The sequence below is a fragment of the Pseudomonas sp. PSE14 genome (assembly GCF_029203285.1).
Lineage (GTDB): Bacteria > Pseudomonadota > Gammaproteobacteria > Pseudomonadales > Pseudomonadaceae > Pseudomonas.
In genome coordinates this window covers 1366350-1384650 of sequence record NZ_CP115669.1, presented here as the reverse complement: position 1 = coordinate 1384650, position 18301 = coordinate 1366350, and the positions used below count along the sequence as shown (strand labels likewise).

The following is an 18301-nucleotide window of genomic DNA, read 5'->3' as shown; positions in this document are numbered from 1 at the left end:
CCAGAGATCGAAGCAAGAAAAGTATCCCCTACCGCGCCCCGTCACTGAGTCTTCCACCCCTTGGGCACCGCCAATCCCTTGGGCGGCGGGGTCTGCGGCAGCATCTCGCGGCAACCGGCGTCGCGGAACGGCCCGCCGATCTTCTGCCAGCCGTCCCCCGGCGAGGTCTGCTGGCAGGCATAGCGGCCGTCCAGCTTGCTCTGCCACTTGTAGAACGGCACGGGCGCGGCGATGGCGCTGAGCGAGATCAGCAGCAGGGACGCGACGGGCAGAAAAAACGAACGCATGGCCGGAAAGTCCTGTCGAAGAAATCAGGGGCTGCCAAGGCCGGGGTACAGTACGGCAAAAACCTGGCAGACCCGCCTATTGCACCTGCTGGCCGTCGGCAAATCAATCCGACGGGCGCGGAAGGGTGCAGCGCGGCGCGCAGAATTTTCGCCGCCTACTACGCTGGAAATTAGGAAAGCCGCTATCTCAGGGCTTTCGCGGCGTCGGGAGGGGCGCCGGTCGTCACGTGGGCGGAGTCCGCTTACCTAGGCTGTGGTTTGAGCATGGGCAGGTCGTGAAATGGATAGCTCGAAGCATTCCGGTACGCATAATGATGCAGCTCAACCGGGTCGCTCGGAGCCCGGTATTTCCCCGACAAAAGTTCACCATCACCGTTTCCTGCTGCTATTTCTCTTCCTCTTGCCGCTGCTCGCCACCATCGGTGCCGCGCTGCTTTATGAGGCGCACACCTCCAAGCTGCAGGCGCGCGAGCTGGCGCGCTACGCCGGCGAGCTGACCTGGCAATTGTCGCAAGGCCCCAGCAGCGCGGTGGTGTACCCACAGAGCGGGCCGTTCGACCGCAGGCTCGGCTACCTGCAATTGCCGACCTTCCTCGACCGCTTGCACCAGCGCAACTTCATCACCCTGAGCCAGGCGCGCTTCTCCGAACCGCTGATGCAATACGCCGGCCACGGCCTGTTCCCGCCGTATCCGGAGAAGATCCAGGCCGGCGTGGACATCGCCGACTGCCGCGGCCTGCCGATCTACGCCTTCCGCTACCCGCAGCGGTTGTACGCCAACTTCGACAGCATTTCCCCGCTGATCGTGCAGAGCCTGCTGTTCATCGAGAACCGCGACCTGCTGGACACCCAGCGCCCCTATCTGAACCCGGCCATCGACTGGAGCCGCTTCACCCAGGCCTCGCTGGCGCAGGTGGGCAAGCTGGTCGGCATGGGCAACCACGCCCCTGGCGGCAGCACCCTGGCCACGCAGATCGAGAAGTACCGGCACTCCGAGGACGGCCGCACCAACTCCATCACCGACAAGCTGCGGCAGATGGCGTCGGCCAGCGTGCGCACCTACCTGGGCGGCGCGGAAAACCTGGCGGCGCGGCGCAACGTGGTGCTCACCTACCTCAACTCGGTGCCGCTCTCGGCACAGCCGGGCTATGGCGAAGTCAGCGGCCTGCCGGACGGCCTGTGGATCTGGTACGGCGCCGACTACCAGCAGGTCAACCAACTCCTCAGCGCACCGCCAGCCAGCGGCGTTTCGCTGGTCGAACAGGGCAAGGCGCTGCGCCAGGTCATCTCGCTGATGATTGCCCACCGCCGCCCCTCCTGGTACCTGGCCCGTGGCCGCGACCAGTTGTCCGGGCTGACCGACAGCTACCTGCGCCTGCTCGCCCAGTCCGGGGTCGTCTCCGCCTCGCTGAGCGATGCGGCGCTGAAACAGAAACTGGTCTTCCGCGACCCGCGCAACCAGCCCACCGTCACCCCACTGGAGAACAACAAGGGCGTGACCCTGGCGCGTACCCGCCTGGCCGGGATGCTCGACGTGCCGCTGTACGACCTGGACCGCTTCGACCTGTCCTTCACCACCACCTTGCAGCACGAGCTGCAGGAACAGGTCACCGCCTACCTGCGGCACCTCTCCGATCCGGAGTTCGCCGCGCAGATCGGGCTGTTCGGCGAGCACCTGCTCTCCGAGGACAAGACCAAGGACGTGCGCTACAGCTTCACCCTGTTCGAGCGCACCGCCAGCGGCAATCGCGTGCGCGTGCAGACCGACAACACCGAGCAGCCGTTCGACATCAACGAAGGCAGCAAGCTGGAGCTGGGTTCCACCGCCAAGCTGCGGGTGCTGTCCACCTACCTGGAAACCATCGCCGACCTGCACGACCAGTACGCGCCGATGAGCACCGCCGACCTGAAGAAGGTGCAGGTGGAGCCCATCGACTTCCTCAGCCGCTGGGCCATCGACTACCTGATCGCCGCCAAGGACCGCAACCTGCCGGACATGCTCAGTGCGGCCATGCAACGCAAGTACTCCGCCAGCCCTTACGAGGCATTCTTCACCGGCGGCGGCATCCACACCTTCAGCAACTTCCGCAAGGAGGACAACGGCCGCATCCCGACCATCCAGGATGCCCTGCGCGAGTCGATCAACCTGCCCTTCGTGCGCCTGCTGCGCGACCTGGTGCGTCACGACATGTACTCCAACGAAGGCAGCAAGGTCGCCGTACTGGCCAACGACAAGGACCCGCGGCGCGAGGACTACCTCAACCGCTTCGTCGACAAGGAAAGCCAGGTCTACCTGCTGCGCTTCTGGCAGAAATACAAGGGCAAGACCACCGATGACCGCCTCGACACCTTCCTCGACGGCCTGCGCGCCTGGCCGGTGCGGCTGGCGGCGATCCACCGCTACCTGCAACCGCAGGCAGACCTGCCGACCTTCACCACCTTCCTCCAGGACCGCCTGAAGAAAGGCAAGTACGTGGGCGAGAAGCTGACCGACAAGCGCATCGCCGACCTCTACACGCACTATGGTCCGGGCGCCTTCGACCTCAACGACCAGGGCTACGTCGCCCGCGTGCACCCGCTGGAACTCTGGCTGCTCGGCTACCTGCAGCGGCAGCCGGCGGCCACCTTCAACGACGCGGTGGCGGCCAGCGTGGCAGAACGCAAACAGGTCTATGGCTGGCTGTTCAAGTCGCGGCACAAGTACGCACGGGACAAGCGCATCCGCATCATGCTGGAGGTGGAAGCCTTCCTCGACCTGCATGAGCAGTGGAAGCGCCTGGGCTATCCCTTCGACCACCTGGTGCCGTCGCTGGCCACCGCGCTGGGCAGCTCCGGCGACCGCCCCGCGGCGCTGGCCGAGCTGATGGGGATCATCCTCAACGATGGCGTGCGCCTACCGACCCTGCGCATCGACAGCCTGCGCTTCGCCGCCAACACGCCGTACGAAGCCAGCCTCGGCCCGCAGTCGAACACCGGTCGCCAGGTGATGCGCTCGGAAGTGGCCCAGGCCCTGCGCACCGCACTGTCCCAGGTGGTGGACGCCGGTACCGCGCGGCGCCTGTCCGGCAGCTTCAAGCTGGCCGACGGCAGCGCGCTGGTGATGGGCGGCAAGACCGGCACCGGCGACAATCGCATCGAGAGCGTGACCCGCAGCGGTTGGGTGAAGAGTTCGAAGGCGATGAACCGCACCGCGACCTTCGTGTTCTACCTCGGCCCGCGCCACTTCGGCACCCTCACCGCCTACGTGGCCGGCAGCGAGTCGGACAACTTCAAGTTCACCTCGGCCCTGCCGGTGCAGGTGCTCAAGGGCATGGCGCCGATGCTGCAGAGTTACCTGGAGCCGGGGATCAGCACCGGGTGCCAGACGCCGATCGACAATCTGCGGGTGAGTTGGCGGTAAACACCGATGCCAGCCCTGTAGGAGCGAGCTTGCTCGCGAACAGCCGGACGCCATGAGTGTCCAGCCGGGTTCGCGAGCCAGCTCGCTCCTACGAAAAGCTCTGAGTTCGCTGGCCGACGCCATCCACGTCAAACACCCCGGCGCCGATACATCCCTGAACCCTACGAAAAGCCGCGCCGTTATTTGCCCTGGACGGTCTTCACGTACAACCCCTCCACCTGCTCCCGCGCCCAAGGCGTGCGGCGCAGGAAGGTCAGGCTGGACTTGATGCTCGGGTCGTTCTTGAAGCAGCGGATATCGATGCGCTTGGCCAGCCCCTCCCAACCGTACTGCTCGACCAGGCGGTTGAGGATGGCTTCCAGGGTCACGCCGTGCAGCGGGTTCTTCGGTTTTTCAGTCATGGTCCGGCTTCGACAGGTGAGAATCCGCCGCACCTTAACACCAAGCCGTCAGACCCGCAGCCCGGCCACCCCGGCAATGATCAGCGCTACCGACAGCAACTTGGTCAGGGTCAGCGCCTCGCCCAGCAGCAGGAAGCCGAACATCACCGTGCCCAGGGTGCCGATCGCCGTCCAGATCGGGTAGGCGATACTGACTGGCAACTGGCGCATCGCCAGGGTGAGGAAGAAGATCCCGCCGATCACCGCCAGCACCGTCACGACGGTGGGCAACGGCCGGGTGAAGCCCTCGGCGTACTTCATCGACACGGCGAACATCACCTCGAACACCGCCGCCACCATCAGCATCGCCCAGGCCATCACGCCCTCACCCACTCGCTCTCGGCGAGATCGGCCAGTTCCCGCTCGGCCTGCTGGTAGGACGCCTGGAAGGCATCGGGATTGCCCTCCTCGCCTTCGGCGGCGATCACCCGTACATCCTCGATCCCGAGGAAGCCGAGCGCCACGCGCAGCCAGGCGTCGGCATGGTTCATCCACTCCAGCTCGCCGCCCGGGCCCATGCCGGCGCCGCCACGGCTGGTGACGATCAGCGCCTTGCGCCCCTTGAGCAGCGGTTCGTACTCGGCCCCGTCATCATTCACGTGCAGGTCGAAGGTGCGGCCGAGACGGATGATCTGATCGACCCAGGCCTTGAGGCCGCTGGGCACGCTGAAGTTGTACATGGGCGTGGAGATCACCAGAAGGTCGTGGGTGAACAACTCGTCCACCAGTTCATCACTGAGCGCCAGGTCGGCCTGCATGGTCAGCGGGCGATGGTTCGGCTCGGGATGAAAGGCCGCCGCGATGAAGGCTTCGTTGACGTGCGGCAGGCTGGCGCGGCCGACCTCGCGGCGCGTGACCTCGGCCTGCGGTAGTGCGGCGAGAAAACTCTCGGCCAGGCGCCGGGAATGAGAGCGCTCGGCGCGCGGGCTGGCGTGAATGGCAAGAATCCTGTTCATCTATAGCTCCTCGAGTGGGTATACACTGCAGAGGTCTCGAATCCACCTCCGTCTTGCCGCCAAAGCTATTTTCCGGGCGCCCTGCGGACAACTGAGGGAAACTCCACCGAGATGAATCCAGCTCATCCATGGAGAGCATCATGTTCGCCAACCTGCCCCTTCCCGCCCTGCGCACCTTCGAATCCGCGGCGCGTCAGCTGAGCTTCAAGGCCGCCGCCCAGGAGCTGTCGGTGACACCCACGGCGGTGTCCCATCAGGTCCGCGCGCTGGAGGACTGGCTGGGCCTGCCGCTGTTCGAGCGCCTGCCGCGCCAGGTGCGCCTGACCGAAGCCGGCGAACGACTTTTCCGCAGCCTGCACGGCGCGCTGCTGGAGGTTTCGCAGTCGGTGGACAGCCTGCGCCCACAGCGCAGCGCCAGCAGCCTGACGATATCCACCACACCAGCCTTCGCCGCCCTCTGGCTGGTGCCGCGCCTGGGGCGCTTCTACGCCCGTTACCCGCACATCCGCCTGCGCCTGGACAGCCAGTGCGAACTGCTCGACCTGCAGCAGGACGCCAGTGTCGACCTGGCGATCCGCTACGGCTTCGGCGACTACCCGCGCATGCACAGCCAGTTCCTGCTCGGCGAGCGCTTCGCGGTGTACGGCGCGCCGGCGCTGGTGGCCACCGCCGACGTGGAAGTGCCGGAGATGATCAGCGTGCGCTGGTACAACTCCGAGCTCTACGAACGCGGCTGGAAGGCCTGGTGCGCGGCGGCCGGCGAGGAGTGCCTGCTGACCCAGGCGATCCAGCGCGAATACGAGGAAGAGTTCTACGCCCTGCAGGCGGCCATCGCCGGCCAGGGGCTGGTGCTGGCCAGTTCGCTGCTGGTCTCGGAATCCGTGGAGAAAGGACTTCTCGTACCCTACCGCCCGGAAATCAACGTGCCCGGCGCCCGCTATACCGCGCTCTGCGTGCCGGGCCGCGAGCGCCATCCGCCGGTGCGCGCTTTCCTCGACTGGCTGGCCGAGGAAGCGGCCCAGGCAGCCGATCCGCTGATCGACAACGCCGCCTGAGGCTAGTCGAGGCGTTTGCCGCTGTGCCCGCACAGGTGGGCGTTCGCCGTGCACGGCGCGGCGGCCGTGGGTAGAATCACATCCGCCGCATCCCCCATACCTATAACGATTCCTCTTTGCCCGCCCGCACTCCGCCCCATCGGCTCCGGAGCGCACCGCGCATGGCCGGGGGACTCGGCCTGAGCCCCATCTCACCTCAGGATTCCCATGAGCAGCACGCAACCCACCCACACCGGCAGTTGGCTGAGCGTCATCGCCCTGGCCCTCGCCGCCTTCATCTTCAACACCACCGAGTTCGTTCCGGTGGGGCTGCTCAGCGATATCGGTCGCAGCTTCGACATGCGCCCGGAACAGACCGGGCTGATGCTCACCCTCTACGCCTGGGTGGTTTCCCTCACCTCGCTGCCGCTGATGCTGCTGACCCGCAACATGGAGCGCCGCCGCCTGCTGGTGGTGATCTTCTGCCTGTTCATCGGCAGCCACCTGCTCTCGGGCGTCGCCTGGAACTTCAGCGTGCTGATGCTCAGCCGCTTCGGCATCGCCTTTGCCCACGCGGTGTTCTGGTCGATCACCGCCTCGCTCGCCGTGCGCGTGGCGCCGCCGGGCCAGCAGGCGAAAGCCCTCGGCCTGCTCGCCACCGGCACCATCCTGGCAATGGTGCTGGGCATTCCGCTGGGCCGCGTACTGGGCGAGGCGCTGGGCTGGCGCGCGACCTTCCTCGCCATCGCCGGTGTCTCGGTGGTGGTGGTGCTCTGGCTGGCACGCTCGCTGCCGCTGCTGCCGAGCCAGAACTCTGGCTCCCTGCGCAGCCTGCCGCTGCTGCTGCGCCGCCCAGCGCTGGTGTCGATGTACGTGCTCACCGTGCTGGTGATCACCGCGCAGTTCACCGCCTACAGCTACATCGAGCCCTTCGCCCGGGAAGTCGCGGCGCTGGACAGCCAGCGCACCACCCTGCTGCTCCTGCTGTTCGGCGGCGCCGGACTGTTCGGTTCGATCCTCTTCAGCCGCTACAGCGAACGCTTCCCGCGCGTTTTCCCCTGCATTGCCATCGCCGTGCTCGGCGCCAGCCTGTTGCTGCTCCTGCCGCTGGCGCATTCGCCGGTGGCGCTGCTGGTCTTGAGCCTGTTCTGGGGCGCGGCGATCCTCTGCTTCGGCCTGGCGCTGCAAGCCAAGGTGCTGCAGCTGGCCCACGACGCCACCGATGTGGCCATGGCGATGTTCTCCGGCCTGTACAACGTCGGCATCGGCGGCGGCGCGCTGCTGGGCAGCCGCGTGGCGGCGGGCGTGGGTCTGGAATGGATCGGCTACGTCGGCGGCGCGCTGGCGGTGGTCGGGTTGTTGCTCTGCCTGTTCGCCTGCTGGCGCTATGCGGCGGCGCTGAGCAGCGGGCACACTTCACATTGAAAAAAGCCGCTCCAAGGAGCGGCTTTTTTGTCTGCGTGAGATCATGGCGCGCTCCTACAAGAGACTCGGAGCCGAGGCTGAGCCTGTAGCGAGCTTGCTCGCGACCCCACCGGACACCCAAGGCAGCAAGCGGTTCGCGAGCAAGCTCGCTCCTACGAAAAGCAAAAAGGCCGCGCCCCTTTCGGGAGCGCGGCCTTTTTTCATTCAGCGACGACTCAGCGGCTGGTCACCGGAGTGCCGGCCGACTGAGTGGCTTCCGCGTACTCGGCCTCGGCGGCCTCGAAACGCTGGATCATCGCCTTGGACGGGGCGGTGCCGATCAGGCTGAACACCACGATCGAGACGCTGGAGAGGATGAAGCCCGGGATGATCTCGTACAGGCCGAGCCAGCCGAACTGCTTCCAGACGATCACGGTGAGCGCACCGACGATGATGCCGGCCAGCGCGCCGTTGCGGGTCATGCCCTTCCACAGCACGGAGAACAGCACCAGCGGACCGAAGGCGGCGCCGAAGCCGGCCCAGGCATAGGAGACCAGGCCCAGGACACGGTTTTCCGGATTGGCGGCCAGGGCGATGGCGATCAGCGCCACCAGCAGCACCATGGCGCGGCCGACCCACACCAGCTCAAGCTGGCTGGCGTTCTTGCGCAGGAAGGCCTTGTAGAAGTCTTCGGTCAGCGCCGAGGAGCACACCAGCAGCTGGCAGCTCAGGGTGCTCATCACCGCGGCGAGAATGGCGGACAGCAGCACGCCGGCGATCCACGGGTTGAAGAGGATCTTCGCCAGTTCGATGAACACGCGCTCGTGGTTCTCACCAACCGCGCCAGCCTGCTCCGGATGCGCCTGGAAGTAGGCGATGCCGAAGAAGCCCACGGCAACCGCGCCGCCCAGGCAGAGGATCATCCAGGTCATGGAGATGCGGCGGGCAGCCGGGATCGACTTGACCGAATCGGCGGCCATGAAGCGCGCCAGGATGTGCGGCTGGCCGAAATAGCCCAGGCCCCAGGCCATCAGCGAGATCACGCCGACGAAGGAAGCGCCTTTGAGCATGTCGAAGTTGGCCGCGTCCTTCAGCTCGATGGCGGCGAAGGTCGGCTCCACGCCACCGGTGGCGAACAGCACGATGATCGGGGTGAGGATCAGCGCGAAGATCATCAGCGAGGCCTGCACGGTGTCGGTCCAGCTCACCGCCAGGAAGCCACCGACGAAGGTGTAGGCGATGGTCGCGGCGGCACCGGCCCACAGGGCGGTCTCGTAGGACATGCCGAAGGTGCTTTCGAACAGGCGGGCGCCGGCGACGATGCCGGAAGCGCAGTAGATGGTGAAGAACACCAGGATCACCAGCGCGGAAATCACCCGCAGGATACGGCTGTTGTCCTCGAAGCGGGTGCTGAAGTAGTCCGGCAGGGTCAGGGCGTTGCCGTTGTGCTCGGTGTGCACGCGCAGGCGGCCGGCGACGAACAGCCAGTTCAGGTAGGCGCCGCAGATCAGGCCGATGGCGATCCAGCTTTCGGAGATGCCCGACAGGAAGATGGCGCCCGGCAGGCCCATCAGCAGCCAGCCGCTCATGTCCGAGGCGCCGGCCGAGAGCGCGGTGACGAAGCTGCCGAGGCTGCGGCCACCGAGGATGTAGTCGGAGAAGTTGTTGGTGGAACGATAGGCGGCCAAGCCGATCAGAACCATGGCAGCGATGTAGATCACGAAGGTGATCAGTGTTGGCGTGTTGACGCTCATGGGGACTCCCCTGCAGCTTGTTTTTATCCAGGCACGCTGGGTAACGCGTGCCCTTGACTGGCAGCCGGCGTGGTTGACGCCGACCGGTTAGCGCTTGCTCACAGGCAAACCGGGTTGCGCGTGGCGCCAACGGGCACCGAACCGCTACGCATCCCGACGCAGGCCCGCCCTCGTCCATGCTGGCGATGTCCTGCGGCCGCCGTCTCACCACGGCGACCTTCGTCCCGACCTCGCGGATAAGCGAGATGCGGGCCGTTTACCGGGCGACGCCCGGTGATCCTTCAGGCGCCGGAAATGACGCCTGCACTCCGATGAAGCCCTGCGCGCCACACGATACGGGGCAGGCGGTGGCATTCACCGGAGTCGTTCAGAACTGTGCTCACGCGCGCATTGAGAAGCGGCAGGGGGTGGCCGGCGCACGAGGGCGCGGATTGTACAGAAAGCTGGGGAGTCGATTGCGCCACTGGTCCGAGGGCGGACAGCGCGAGACCACGGGCGGGCACTGCGGGCCGGGCCGTGGAGAGAGTGGCGCAGCCAGGTGCAGGCGCGCTACAGGCGAAGACAAAACCGGTGATGGGCATGCTGCCCTCCCGCGTATCGAGCTGGATGTTGTTCTTGGTCTGACCGGGTTGCACCTTGGACTACCAGCAACGCGGTTGGCGGACTCTATGGGTTGCACCCATGGATTTCTTGCTGAAAACTCCGGATTTCTTGCAAAAGACTCCGACACCGGCAGAGCGCCAGCTGACCATTTGGTCAGCATTGGAATCGACCGGAAACGAGGAATTCAGCTGCGTCGCAGGTTGCCCGGCGTCAGTCCCAGGTAACGGCGCATGGTGGTGGTCAGCGCACTCTGACTGGAGAAGCCGCACTCCCCCGCCACCCGCACCAGCGGCAGATCACTCTCGCGCAGCAGACGGGCGGCCCGGTCCAGGCGCTGGCGCAGCAGGTACTGATGGGGCGTAAGACCGACCCGATCCTTGAACTGCGCATGGAACTGGCTGGGGCTCAGGCAGGCGACCTGCGCCAGCTCGGCCACCGTGATGCGCCGGGCGAGGTGCTCGCCGATATAGGCATCCAGTCGCTCCAGGTCCAGGGGGCCACCGCGCGGCGCCGCCACCTCGCCGAACAGGCGCAGGTGCAGGGCGCGCAGCAGCACGCCGCCCAGGGCACGAGCCAGCAGCGGGTCGTTGCCGTAGCGGGCGATCTCGGCGCCGGCATAACTGAGCAGGTTCTGGAAATCGGCATCCAGGGTCGGATAGCGCGGCGCCTCGAACAGACGCGCCAGCAGGTCACGGTCCTGCTCGCCGATGCTGGCCTCGTCGAGGTCGACGATCAGCATATGGTTGTCGCCCACGCCGGCGAATTCGTGCCCCACATCCCCCGGCACCAGGCAGGCGCGCATCCGGCAGACCTCGCCGCTCCGGCCGTCGATCTCGAACTCCGCGCGACCACTGAGCGACATCACTAATTGGTGATGGTCATGGGCATGCTGATGGGTCTGGTCGGACAGACGGGCGAGGCGGGTTTCGAACATGGCGCGAACTGATCAAATTTTGCGCATGTTACGCGAGTTGCACCTACCTGCCCAGTTTCAGCTCGTCGGGTTGCACCTCTGCGCCGCATGGCCTTCCGCCGTATCTACGGCCGGCGCCCGGCGTAATCCCGGGCGAACTGCGCAGCGATCCGCCCGGACCTCGAACCGCGGTGGGTCGCCCAGCGGATCGCCGCCTGCTCCCACTCGAGCTGCTCCACACCACCCAGGCCGTGGGACTCCAGCCAGCGCGCGACCGCCTCCAGGTACTGCTCCTGGTTGAACGCATAGAAGGATATCCACAGGCCGAAGCGCTCGGACAGCGACACCTTCTCTTCCACCGCCTCGCCGGGATGCAGCTCGCCGCTTTCGCTGCGCTGGAAGGCCAGGTTGTCCTCGGCGCGCTCGGCCAGCAGGTGGCGACGGTTGGAGGTGGCGTAGATCAGAACGTTGCCGGACTGCCCGGCCACGGAGCCATCGAGCACCGTCTTCAGGCCCTTGTAGCCGGTCTCGCCGTCCTCGAAGGAGAGGTCGTCGCAGAACAGAATGAAGCGCTCCGGGCGATGACGCAGCAGGTCGATGATCTGCGGCAGGTCGGCCAGGTGCTCCTTGTCCACCTCGATCAGGCGCAGTCCTTCGGCCTGGAAAGCGTGCAGGCAGGCCTTCACCAGCGAGCTCTTGCCGGTGCCGCGTGCGCCGGTGAGCAGCACGTTGTTGGCCGGGCGGCCGGCAACGAACTGGCGGGTATTCTGCTCGATCAGCGCCTTCTGCCGGTCGACGTTGCGCAGGTCGTCGAAGGCGATCAACGCCGGCTCCCTTACCGGCATCAGGCGCGGCTGGCCCTGGCGGTATTCCCACAAGTGGGCAATGGCACCCTCCTCCAGCGCCAGCTCGGAGCGCTGCGGCAGGGATTGTTCGAGCAGGCGGGCGATGCGCGCCAGTTGTTCGGCGATGGCAGACATATCGGTCATGGCGAAGATCATCGAGGCAGGAATAGGGACTGGCCAGCAGCCTAGCGATGGGTGAAAGTGGCCGTCTAACGATAAACAGGCAGCCAGATGCGTAAAAAGGACATCCCAGACGGCTCAGTGCTGGATCATGGCGACGAGCGGGCCGCCAGCCCGGTCGCAGCCGTCGCCCTGGACTTCCCCGACGGCCATGAAGTACCGGCCCACAGCCATCACCGCGCGCAGTTGCTCTATGCGGTGCGCGGCGTATTGGTGGTGGGCAGCGCCAGCGGCCAGTGGGTGGTGCCGGACAATCGTGGCCTGTGGATACCCGCCGGCGTCGAGCACTGGACGCGGATGGTCGGCGACGTGCAGGTGCGCACCCTCTACGTGGAGCCGGACAGCGCCCCGCACCTGCCGCAGAGCTGCTGCGTGCTGGCGGTGTCGCCGCTGTTGCGCGAGCTGATCCTGGTCGCACTGTCGATCAGCGGCGAAGTGACGCCGGACTCCCGCGACGGCCGCGTCCTCGGCCTGCTGCTGGATGAATTGCGCGAAGAACCCGTGCTGCCGCTGCACCTGCCGCTGCCGGCGCACCCGCGCCTGCGCGCGCTCTGCCAGGCCATCCAGCGCCACCCCGGCGAGCACGCCGGCCTGGCCGACTGGGCGCGGCAGGCGAACGTGGACGCCAAGACGGTGCAGCGCTGGTTCCTCCGCGAAACCGGGCTGACCTTCGGCCAATGGCGCCAGCAGGCGCGCCTGCTGGCGGCCCTGGAGCGCCTGGCGCTGGGAGAGAGCGTGCTGAGCGTGGCGCTGGAAGTCGGCTACAGCACGCCCAGCGCCTTCAGTGCCATGTTCAGCCGCCAGTTCGGCCGGCCGCCCAGCGACTTCCTGCGGCCGCGCCCGCTAATCCGGCCGTAAGCAATCTCCTGCAACATCGACTCGAAACATCCACTCAAAACATGGGATTGAAACCCCGCTCCGGCTTCCCCATCTAGACTGTCATGTCCAATCAGTCAGGTGCCTCATGAGCGACCACGACGAGATTCACGATATCAATAGCGCCGAAGAGGTCAGCAACACCGGGCTCGTGCTGCCCGGCCAGAGCCTGCCGACCACGGTCTATGTCATTCCGATCCACAACCGCCCGTTCTTCCCGGCGCAGGTGCTGCCGGTGATCGTCAACGAGGAGCCGTGGGCGGAAACCCTTGAGCTGGTGGCCAAGACCGAGCACCACAGCCTGGCGCTGTTCTTCATGGACAACCCGCCGGAAGACCCGCGCCACTTCGATCCCAACAGCTTGCCCGAGCACGGCACCCTGGTGCGCGTGCACCATGCCAGCCGCGAGGGCGGCAAGCTGCAATTCGTCGCCCAGGGCCTGTCGCGGGTACGCATCCGCGGCTGGATCAAGCGCCACCGCCCGCCCTTCCTGGTGGAAGTGGAGTACCCGCATACCCCCAGCGACCCGAGCGACGAGGTGAAGGCCTACGGCATGGCCCTGATCAACGCGATCAAGGAACTGCTGCCGCTCAACCCGCTGTACAGCGAAGAGCTGAAGAACTACCTGAACCGTTTCAACCCGAACGATCCGTCGCCGCTGACCGACTTCGCCGCTGCACTGACCACCGCGCCGGGCGCCGAGCTGCAGGAAGTGCTGGATACCGTGCCGATCCTCAAGCGCATGGAGAAGGTGCTGCCGCTGCTGCGCAAGGAAGTGGAGGTCGCGCGCCTGCAGAAGGAGCTGTCCGCCGAGGTGAACCGCAAGATCGGCGAACGCCAGCGCGAGTTCTTCCTCAAGGAACAACTGAAGATCATCCAGCAGGAGCTGGGCATTACCAAGGACGACAAGAGCGCCGATTCCGACGAATTCCGCGCCCGCCTGGAGGGCAAGGTCCTTCCCGAGCAGGCGCAGAAGCGCATCGAAGAGGAGCTCAACAAGCTGTCGATCCTGGAGACCGGCTCGCCCGAGTACGCTGTCACCCGCAATTACCTGGACTGGGCCACCTCGGTGCCCTGGGGCTTGCTGGGCACCGACAAGCTCAACCTGAAACACGCGCGCAAGGTGCTCGACAAGTACCACGCAGGCCTCGACGACGTGAAGGAGCGCATCCTCGAGTTCCTCGCCGTGGGTGCCTTCAAGGGTGAGATCGCCGGCTCCATCGTGCTGCTGGTCGGCCCGCCCGGCGTGGGCAAGACCAGCATCGGCAAATCCATCGCCGAAAGCCTGGGGCGGCCGTTCTACCGCTTCAGCGTCGGCGGCATGCGCGACGAGGCGGAGATCAAGGGCCACCGCCGCACCTACATCGGCGCCCTGCCCGGCAAGCTGGTGCAGGCGCTCAAGGACGTTCAGGTGATGAACCCGGTGATCATGCTCGACGAGATCGACAAGCTCGGCAGCAGCTACCAGGGCGACCCCGCCTCGGCGCTGCTGGAGACGCTCGATCCGGAACAGAACGTCGAATTCCTCGACCATTACCTGGATCTGCGCCTGGACCTGTCCAAGGTGCTGTTCGTCTGCACCGCCAACACCCTGGACTCGATCCCCGGCCCGCTGCTCGACCGCATGGAGGTGATCCGCCTGTCCGGCTACATCGCCGAGGAAAAACTGGCCATCGCCAAGCGCCACCTGTGGCCCAAGCAACTGGAAAAGGCTGGCGTGCCGAAGAACCGCCTGTCGATCAACGACGCGGCCCTGCGCGCGGTGATCGAGGGCTACGCCCGCGAGGCAGGCGTGCGCCAGTTGGAAAAACAGCTCGGCAAATTGGTGCGCAAGTCGGTGGTGAAGCTGCTGGAAGACCCGGAATCGGTGGTGAAGATCGGCGCCAAGGACCTGGAGGACTACCTCGGCATGCCGGTGTTCCGCACCGAACAGCTGCTCTCCGGCATCGGCGTGATCACCGGCCTGGCCTGGACCAGCATGGGCGGCGCCACCCTGCCGATCGAAGCCACACGCATCCACACGCTCAATCGCGGTTTCAAGCTCACCGGCCAGTTGGGTGACGTGATGAAGGAGTCGGCGGAAATCGCCTACAGCTATATCAGCTCGCACCTGAACAAGTACGGTGGCGACACCAGCTTCTTCGACCAGGCCTTCGTCCACCTGCACGTGCCCGAGGGCGCCACGCCCAAGGACGGCCCCAGCGCGGGTGTCACCATGGCCAGCGCCCTGCTGTCCCTGGCGCGCAACCAGGCGCCGAAGAAAGGCGTGGCCATGACCGGCGAGCTGACCCTCACCGGCCAGGTGCTGCCAATCGGCGGCGTGCGCGAGAAGGTGATCGCCGCACGCCGGCAGAAGATCTACGAGCTGATCCTGCCGGAAGCCAACCGTGGTGACTTCGAGGAACTTCCGGAGTACCTCAAGGAAGGCCTGACGGTGCATTTCGCCCGTCGTTATGGCGATGTGGCGAAGGTGTTGTTTCCCGGCTGATTGATTGGCGCTGGGCAAATCTCGGACGGAGTCCGCTCCTGCACAAGCGCGCACCGCAAAGGCTCTGGCTCCAGCGCTTGAAGACTTCCAGAGAAATCTCAGCGAACTCCGGAGCGCCCCTTTCAGGAGGCCTCGTTGAATCGGAGTTTCAGGGGTTGAGCGACATGGATGTCGCGAGAGCCGCGATGGGCCAAGGATGGCCCTTCGCGGCGTGCCCCTGAAACTTCGGTTCAACGAGGGCATTTTTCGCCCCAAGCGAAAAACCGGATGGAGGGGCAAGACCTTTTGGTTCCTTTTGTGGCGTTTGACAAAAGGGACTCGCCGAGAGGCGAAACAAAATCTCTCAGCCCACACCGAAGCGACGCAGAAATACCGACACAAAACAAAGAGCATCGCGGACAAAGTCCGCTCCTACAGGAGGACAGCCATCGCGTAGTCTTCTTCCCTCCTCCCCCGATTGCGATATCCTGCGGCCAGTCTGGTCCCCACCCCAGGAGTCGTCATGCCGTCGTACCGCCTGTTGCTCCCCCTCTCCCTGGCCCTGCTCGCCGGCTGCGCCGGGCAGTCCAAACCCGTGGTCACCCTGGAAGACGCCAGTGACTGCAAGCCCCTGAAGCTGCACGAAGGTCAGGAACTGGTATTGATCCTGCCGAGCAACCCCACCACCGGTTTCCGCTGGGAAATGCGCAACGCCGCCAATGGCCTGCTGCGCAGCCTCGGCCCCGAGGTCTACAGCAACCCGGAAGACGCAGGCCTGGTCGGCAGCGCCGGCGAGTCCACCTGGCGCTTCCGCGTGACCGGCGCCGGCGAGGACAAACTGGAACTGGCCTATCGCCGCCCCTGGGAGCCGGAAGTCGCGCCTGCGCAGACCTTCGTCTGCCCCATTGCCGTACGCTGACCCCGGCGCCATAAGCCGCTCGCGCTGACGCCTGCGGCCTGTGGAGGTAGCGCGTACTGCGGCACAGTGGACGCTCATTTCCAAGGGAGGGAACCCCATGCGCTGGGCATTTCTGGCACTCATCAGCGGCATCGCCTACCTGCTTGCTGTCACCTTCGACCTGCCGCCCTTGCGCATGCTGTGCAAGCCGCTGCCAGTGCTCACGCTGCTGTTCTGGGTGCTGAGCACGCCGGCCGACGCCTATCGACGCTGGGTCGCGCTGGGCCTGGTGCTGTCGATGCTCGGCGACATCCTGCTGGAATGGCCGGTCAATGCCTTCGTCCCGGGGCTCGCTGCCTTCCTGCTGGCGCACCTGGCCTATCTGACCGCCTACCTCGGTGATACTCGCCGCCTGGCTCCAGCGGGCCTGCTGTTCGCTGCGCTATTGGGGGGCGGTCTGTTCGCCCTGCTCTACAGCCGGGGCCTCGGCCCGCTGCTGCTGCCGATCGCCCTCTACAGCCTGACCATCAGTTGCATGCTCTGGCGCGCCATCGCCCGCCTCGGCTGCGCCGACCTGCCGGCCGCCAGCCGCAACCTCGCCGCCGTGGGCGCCCTGCTGTTCGTCAGCTCCGACGCGATGATCGGCATCAGCCGCTTCGTCGGCGCCTTCGACGGCTCTTCCTACGCCATCATGCTCACCTACTGGCTGGGCCAGTTCGGCATCGCGGCATCCGTCACAAGTCGTCATCAGGCTCTGCCATACTCCTTGGGACAGTCCACTACCCGAGTCTGACATGCTGCGTTTCGCTGTGCCGGCTCTGCTCCTGTGCAACGCACTGATCGCCAATGCCGACGAGCCGCTGCGCCTGGCCGGCGACGATTGGTGCCCCTACATCTGCCCGGATAATCCGGACAAGCCCGGCTACCTGCTCGAAGCTCTGACCCGCATCCTGAACCAGCCCCCGGCCTTCGAACCCCTGCCCTGGCCACGCGCCCTGCAGATGGCCCGTGAAGGGCTGGTGGACGGCGTGGTCGGCGCCTACCCGGAAGAATCGGAAAGCCTGGCGATCGGCCAGGAGCCCATCGGCTGGGTGACCATGCGCTTCTACACCCGCGCCGACAGCCAGTGGCACTACCAGGGCCCGGCGTCGCTGGACGACCAGTCCATCGGCCTTGCCCAGGGCTACTCCTACGGCGCGCAACTGGACGCCTGGCGTGACAGCCACCTGGACGATCACGAGCAGGTACAAGTGCTCAGCGGCGAGCGGGTGCTGGAGCGCAACATCCAGAAGCTGCTGCTCGGCCGCATCAGCGTGCTGCTCGAGGACAGCCAGATCGTCGAGCACTACCTGCATCGTCACCGCTTGTCCGGGCAGGTTCGTGCCGCCGGGCAACTGGCCGATAAACGTCCTATGTACGTCGCTCTCAACCCGCGCCTGGAGTCGGTCAGGGAGCGTCTTGCCGAGCTCGATGACGGCCTGCGCGAGTTTCGTCAGAACGAACAGTGGAAACCACTGATGCAAGGATACGGAGTAGCTGTGGAATAGGCTTTCCAGTGCGTGAGAAAAGTCCGGCACAGCGCTTGGGCATCGGCTATAGATCAATTACAAGAGACCGCGATTAAGGGGAGCTCCATGCGTGCAGTAGTTCGCTCGATGATGTTGCTGGGGGCGTGCGTGATGCTCTCGGCTTGTGGCAGCCTGCTGCCCAGCGAACGTGCGGAAGTGCAGTCACCTTTCCTGGATTACCAGGATGCACAGAGCCGCTTCAACCAGGTCGAGACGGGCAAGACCACCAAGTCGCAGCTCTACGCGCTGGGCTTCGATCCGCTATCCCAGGGCAACGCCAAGATGCTTTCGTTCATCGACGTGCGGTTGATGTTCGTGCAACCCAACATTCCCATCGACTACCTGCCTGACGGCCTGATCACCTGCCTGCAGGCCAAGGATCGCTGCGTCGGCTATGCCTTCGACTTCAGCAAGACCGACAGCCAGCGGGTAGGCAGCTTCTGGGCGGACATCTTCAACTTCCGCAAGCGTCGGGAGGTCCAGGGCTGGTCGTTCCGCCCGGTGTTCGTGCTGATCGACGACGTTGTCGTGCACAAGACCAGCAACGGCGAACCGAACATCCGCCGCCGGGAAGACAAGAAGAATCCGCTCGGCCCATTGCAGGGCGCCGGCGAATACTTCTCCGACCAGCTCAAGTGACCCTTATCGGCTGAAGCTTGGGCGCACTGGGCGCCTC

General features: G+C 65.8%; 16 protein-coding genes. 9 read left to right on the top strand and 7 right to left on the bottom strand.

Annotated elements, in window-relative coordinates; all coding sequences use genetic code 11:
• Positions 1-41: 41 nt before the first annotated feature.
• Positions 42-287, bottom strand: coding sequence for a hypothetical protein (locus O6P39_RS06425; RefSeq protein ID WP_275610563.1), 246 nt, complete (start codon positions 285-287; stop codon positions 42-44).
• A gap of 382 nt (positions 288-669) precedes the next feature.
• Between O6P39_RS06425 and O6P39_RS06420 the strand changes: the two genes are divergently transcribed.
• Positions 670-3687 carry a transglycosylase domain-containing protein gene (locus O6P39_RS06420; protein WP_275611899.1) on the top strand — a complete coding sequence of 1006 codons (3018 nt, stop codon included), beginning with the start codon at positions 670-672 and terminating at the stop codon, positions 3685-3687.
• A 179-nt stretch (positions 3688-3866) separates the two neighbouring features.
• On the opposite strand, the gene O6P39_RS06415 is transcribed toward O6P39_RS06420, so the two are convergent.
• From O6P39_RS06415 to O6P39_RS06405, 3 genes are read right to left on the bottom strand one after another with little or no spacing between them, the layout of a single operon-like run.
• Positions 3867-4088 (bottom strand): VF530 family protein, encoded by a 222-nt coding sequence (locus O6P39_RS06415; RefSeq protein ID WP_275610562.1) that lies wholly within the window; start codon positions 4086-4088, stop codon positions 3867-3869.
• Positions 4089-4136: 48 nt separating this feature from the next.
• Positions 4137-4445, bottom strand: a complete 309-nt coding sequence (locus O6P39_RS06410; RefSeq protein ID WP_275610561.1) for a multidrug efflux SMR transporter — start codon at positions 4443-4445, stop codon at positions 4137-4139.
• Positions 4445-5083, bottom strand: coding sequence for an NAD(P)H-dependent oxidoreductase (locus O6P39_RS06405; RefSeq protein WP_275610560.1), 639 nt, complete (start codon positions 5081-5083; stop codon positions 4445-4447). The genes O6P39_RS06410 and O6P39_RS06405 overlap by 1 nt, the downstream gene beginning before the upstream one ends.
• Positions 5084-5223: 140 nt before the next feature.
• Here O6P39_RS06405 and O6P39_RS06400 point away from each other — a divergent pair, with 140 nt between their 5' ends.
• Together O6P39_RS06400 and O6P39_RS06395 are read left to right on the top strand one after the other, a co-directional pair.
• Positions 5224-6138 carry a LysR substrate-binding domain-containing protein gene (locus O6P39_RS06400; protein WP_275610559.1) on the top strand — a complete coding sequence of 305 codons (915 nt, stop codon included), beginning with the start codon at positions 5224-5226 and terminating at the stop codon, positions 6136-6138.
• A gap of 207 nt (positions 6139-6345) precedes the next feature.
• Complete coding sequence (locus O6P39_RS06395; RefSeq protein WP_275610558.1) at positions 6346-7542, top strand: sugar transporter; 1197 nt, start codon at positions 6346-6348, stop codon at positions 7540-7542.
• Positions 7543-7757: 215 nt separating this feature from the next.
• Here the strand turns inward: O6P39_RS06395 and putP are convergent, their stop codons facing one another.
• The 3 genes from putP to O6P39_RS06380 all read right to left on the bottom strand — a co-directional run bounded on the left by putP (position 7758) and on the right by O6P39_RS06380 (position 11780).
• Positions 7758-9275 (bottom strand): sodium/proline symporter PutP, encoded by a 1518-nt coding sequence (gene putP, locus O6P39_RS06390; RefSeq protein ID WP_275610557.1) that lies wholly within the window; start codon positions 9273-9275, stop codon positions 7758-7760.
• Between the two features lie 787 nt (positions 9276-10062).
• Positions 10063-10812 carry an AraC family transcriptional regulator gene (locus O6P39_RS06385; protein WP_275610556.1) on the bottom strand — a complete coding sequence of 250 codons (750 nt, stop codon included), beginning with the start codon at positions 10810-10812 and terminating at the stop codon, positions 10063-10065.
• Between the two features lie 104 nt (positions 10813-10916).
• Positions 10917-11780, bottom strand: coding sequence for an ATP-binding protein (locus O6P39_RS06380; RefSeq protein ID WP_275610555.1), 864 nt, complete (start codon positions 11778-11780; stop codon positions 10917-10919).
• 87 nt (positions 11781-11867) lie between these two features.
• Between O6P39_RS06380 and O6P39_RS06375 the strand changes: the two genes are divergently transcribed.
• The 6 genes from O6P39_RS06375 (at position 11868) to O6P39_RS06350 (ending at position 18264) form a co-directional block, all read left to right on the top strand.
• Positions 11868-12674 (top strand): helix-turn-helix transcriptional regulator, encoded by an 807-nt coding sequence (locus O6P39_RS06375; RefSeq protein WP_275610554.1) that lies wholly within the window; start codon positions 11868-11870, stop codon positions 12672-12674.
• Between the two features lie 106 nt (positions 12675-12780).
• Positions 12781-15180, top strand: coding sequence for an endopeptidase La (gene lon, locus O6P39_RS06370; protein ID WP_275610553.1), 2400 nt, complete (start codon positions 12781-12783; stop codon positions 15178-15180).
• 502 nt (positions 15181-15682) lie between these two features.
• Positions 15683-16078: a protease inhibitor I42 family protein gene (locus O6P39_RS06365; protein WP_275610552.1), complete on the top strand. Its 396-nt coding sequence runs from the start codon at positions 15683-15685 to the stop codon at positions 16076-16078.
• A 97-nt stretch (positions 16079-16175) separates the two neighbouring features.
• Entirely contained in the window at positions 16176-16850 is a 675-nt protein-coding gene (locus O6P39_RS06360; RefSeq protein WP_275610551.1) for a lysoplasmalogenase, read from the top strand.
• A 1-nt stretch (position 16851) separates the two neighbouring features.
• Complete coding sequence (locus O6P39_RS06355) at positions 16852-17604, top strand: transporter substrate-binding domain-containing protein (protein ID WP_275610550.1); 753 nt, start codon at positions 16852-16854, stop codon at positions 17602-17604.
• An 87-nt stretch (positions 17605-17691) separates the two neighbouring features.
• Entirely contained in the window at positions 17692-18264 is a 573-nt protein-coding gene (locus O6P39_RS06350; protein WP_275610549.1) for a hypothetical protein, read from the top strand.
• Positions 18265-18301 lie beyond the last annotated feature (37 nt).

What these genes read in the sequence shown, in the direction of transcription:
- O6P39_RS06425 (WP_275610563.1), bottom strand. Translation starts at nt 287, where the DNA reads ATGCGTTCGTTTTTTCTGCCCGTCGCGTCCCTGCTGCTGATCTCGCTC.
- O6P39_RS06415 (WP_275610562.1), bottom strand. Translation starts at nt 4,088, where the DNA reads ATGACTGAAAAACCGAAGAACCCGCTGCACGGCGTGACCCTGGAAGCC.
- O6P39_RS06410 (WP_275610561.1), bottom strand. Translation starts at nt 4,445, where the DNA reads ATGGCCTGGGCGATGCTGATGGTGGCGGCGGTGTTCGAGGTGATGTTC.
- O6P39_RS06405 (WP_275610560.1), bottom strand. Translation starts at nt 5,083, where the DNA reads ATGAACAGGATTCTTGCCATTCACGCCAGCCCGCGCGCCGAGCGCTCT.
- O6P39_RS06400 (WP_275610559.1), top strand. Translation starts at nt 5,224, where the DNA reads ATGTTCGCCAACCTGCCCCTTCCCGCCCTGCGCACCTTCGAATCCGCG.
- O6P39_RS06395 (WP_275610558.1), top strand. Translation starts at nt 6,346, where the DNA reads ATGAGCAGCACGCAACCCACCCACACCGGCAGTTGGCTGAGCGTCATC.
- putP (WP_275610557.1), bottom strand. Translation starts at nt 9,275, where the DNA reads ATGAGCGTCAACACGCCAACACTGATCACCTTCGTGATCTACATCGCT.
- O6P39_RS06385 (WP_275610556.1), bottom strand. Translation starts at nt 10,812, where the DNA reads ATGTTCGAAACCCGCCTCGCCCGTCTGTCCGACCAGACCCATCAGCAT.
- O6P39_RS06380 (WP_275610555.1), bottom strand. Translation starts at nt 11,780, where the DNA reads ATGACCGATATGTCTGCCATCGCCGAACAACTGGCGCGCATCGCCCGC.
- O6P39_RS06375 (WP_275610554.1), top strand. Translation starts at nt 11,868, where the DNA reads ATGCGTAAAAAGGACATCCCAGACGGCTCAGTGCTGGATCATGGCGAC.
- lon (WP_275610553.1), top strand. Translation starts at nt 12,781, where the DNA reads ATGAGCGACCACGACGAGATTCACGATATCAATAGCGCCGAAGAGGTC.
- O6P39_RS06365 (WP_275610552.1), top strand. Translation starts at nt 15,683, where the DNA reads ATGCCGTCGTACCGCCTGTTGCTCCCCCTCTCCCTGGCCCTGCTCGCC.
- O6P39_RS06360 (WP_275610551.1), top strand. Translation starts at nt 16,176, where the DNA reads ATGCGCTGGGCATTTCTGGCACTCATCAGCGGCATCGCCTACCTGCTT.
- O6P39_RS06355 (WP_275610550.1), top strand. Translation starts at nt 16,852, where the DNA reads ATGCTGCGTTTCGCTGTGCCGGCTCTGCTCCTGTGCAACGCACTGATC.
- O6P39_RS06350 (WP_275610549.1), top strand. Translation starts at nt 17,692, where the DNA reads ATGCGTGCAGTAGTTCGCTCGATGATGTTGCTGGGGGCGTGCGTGATG.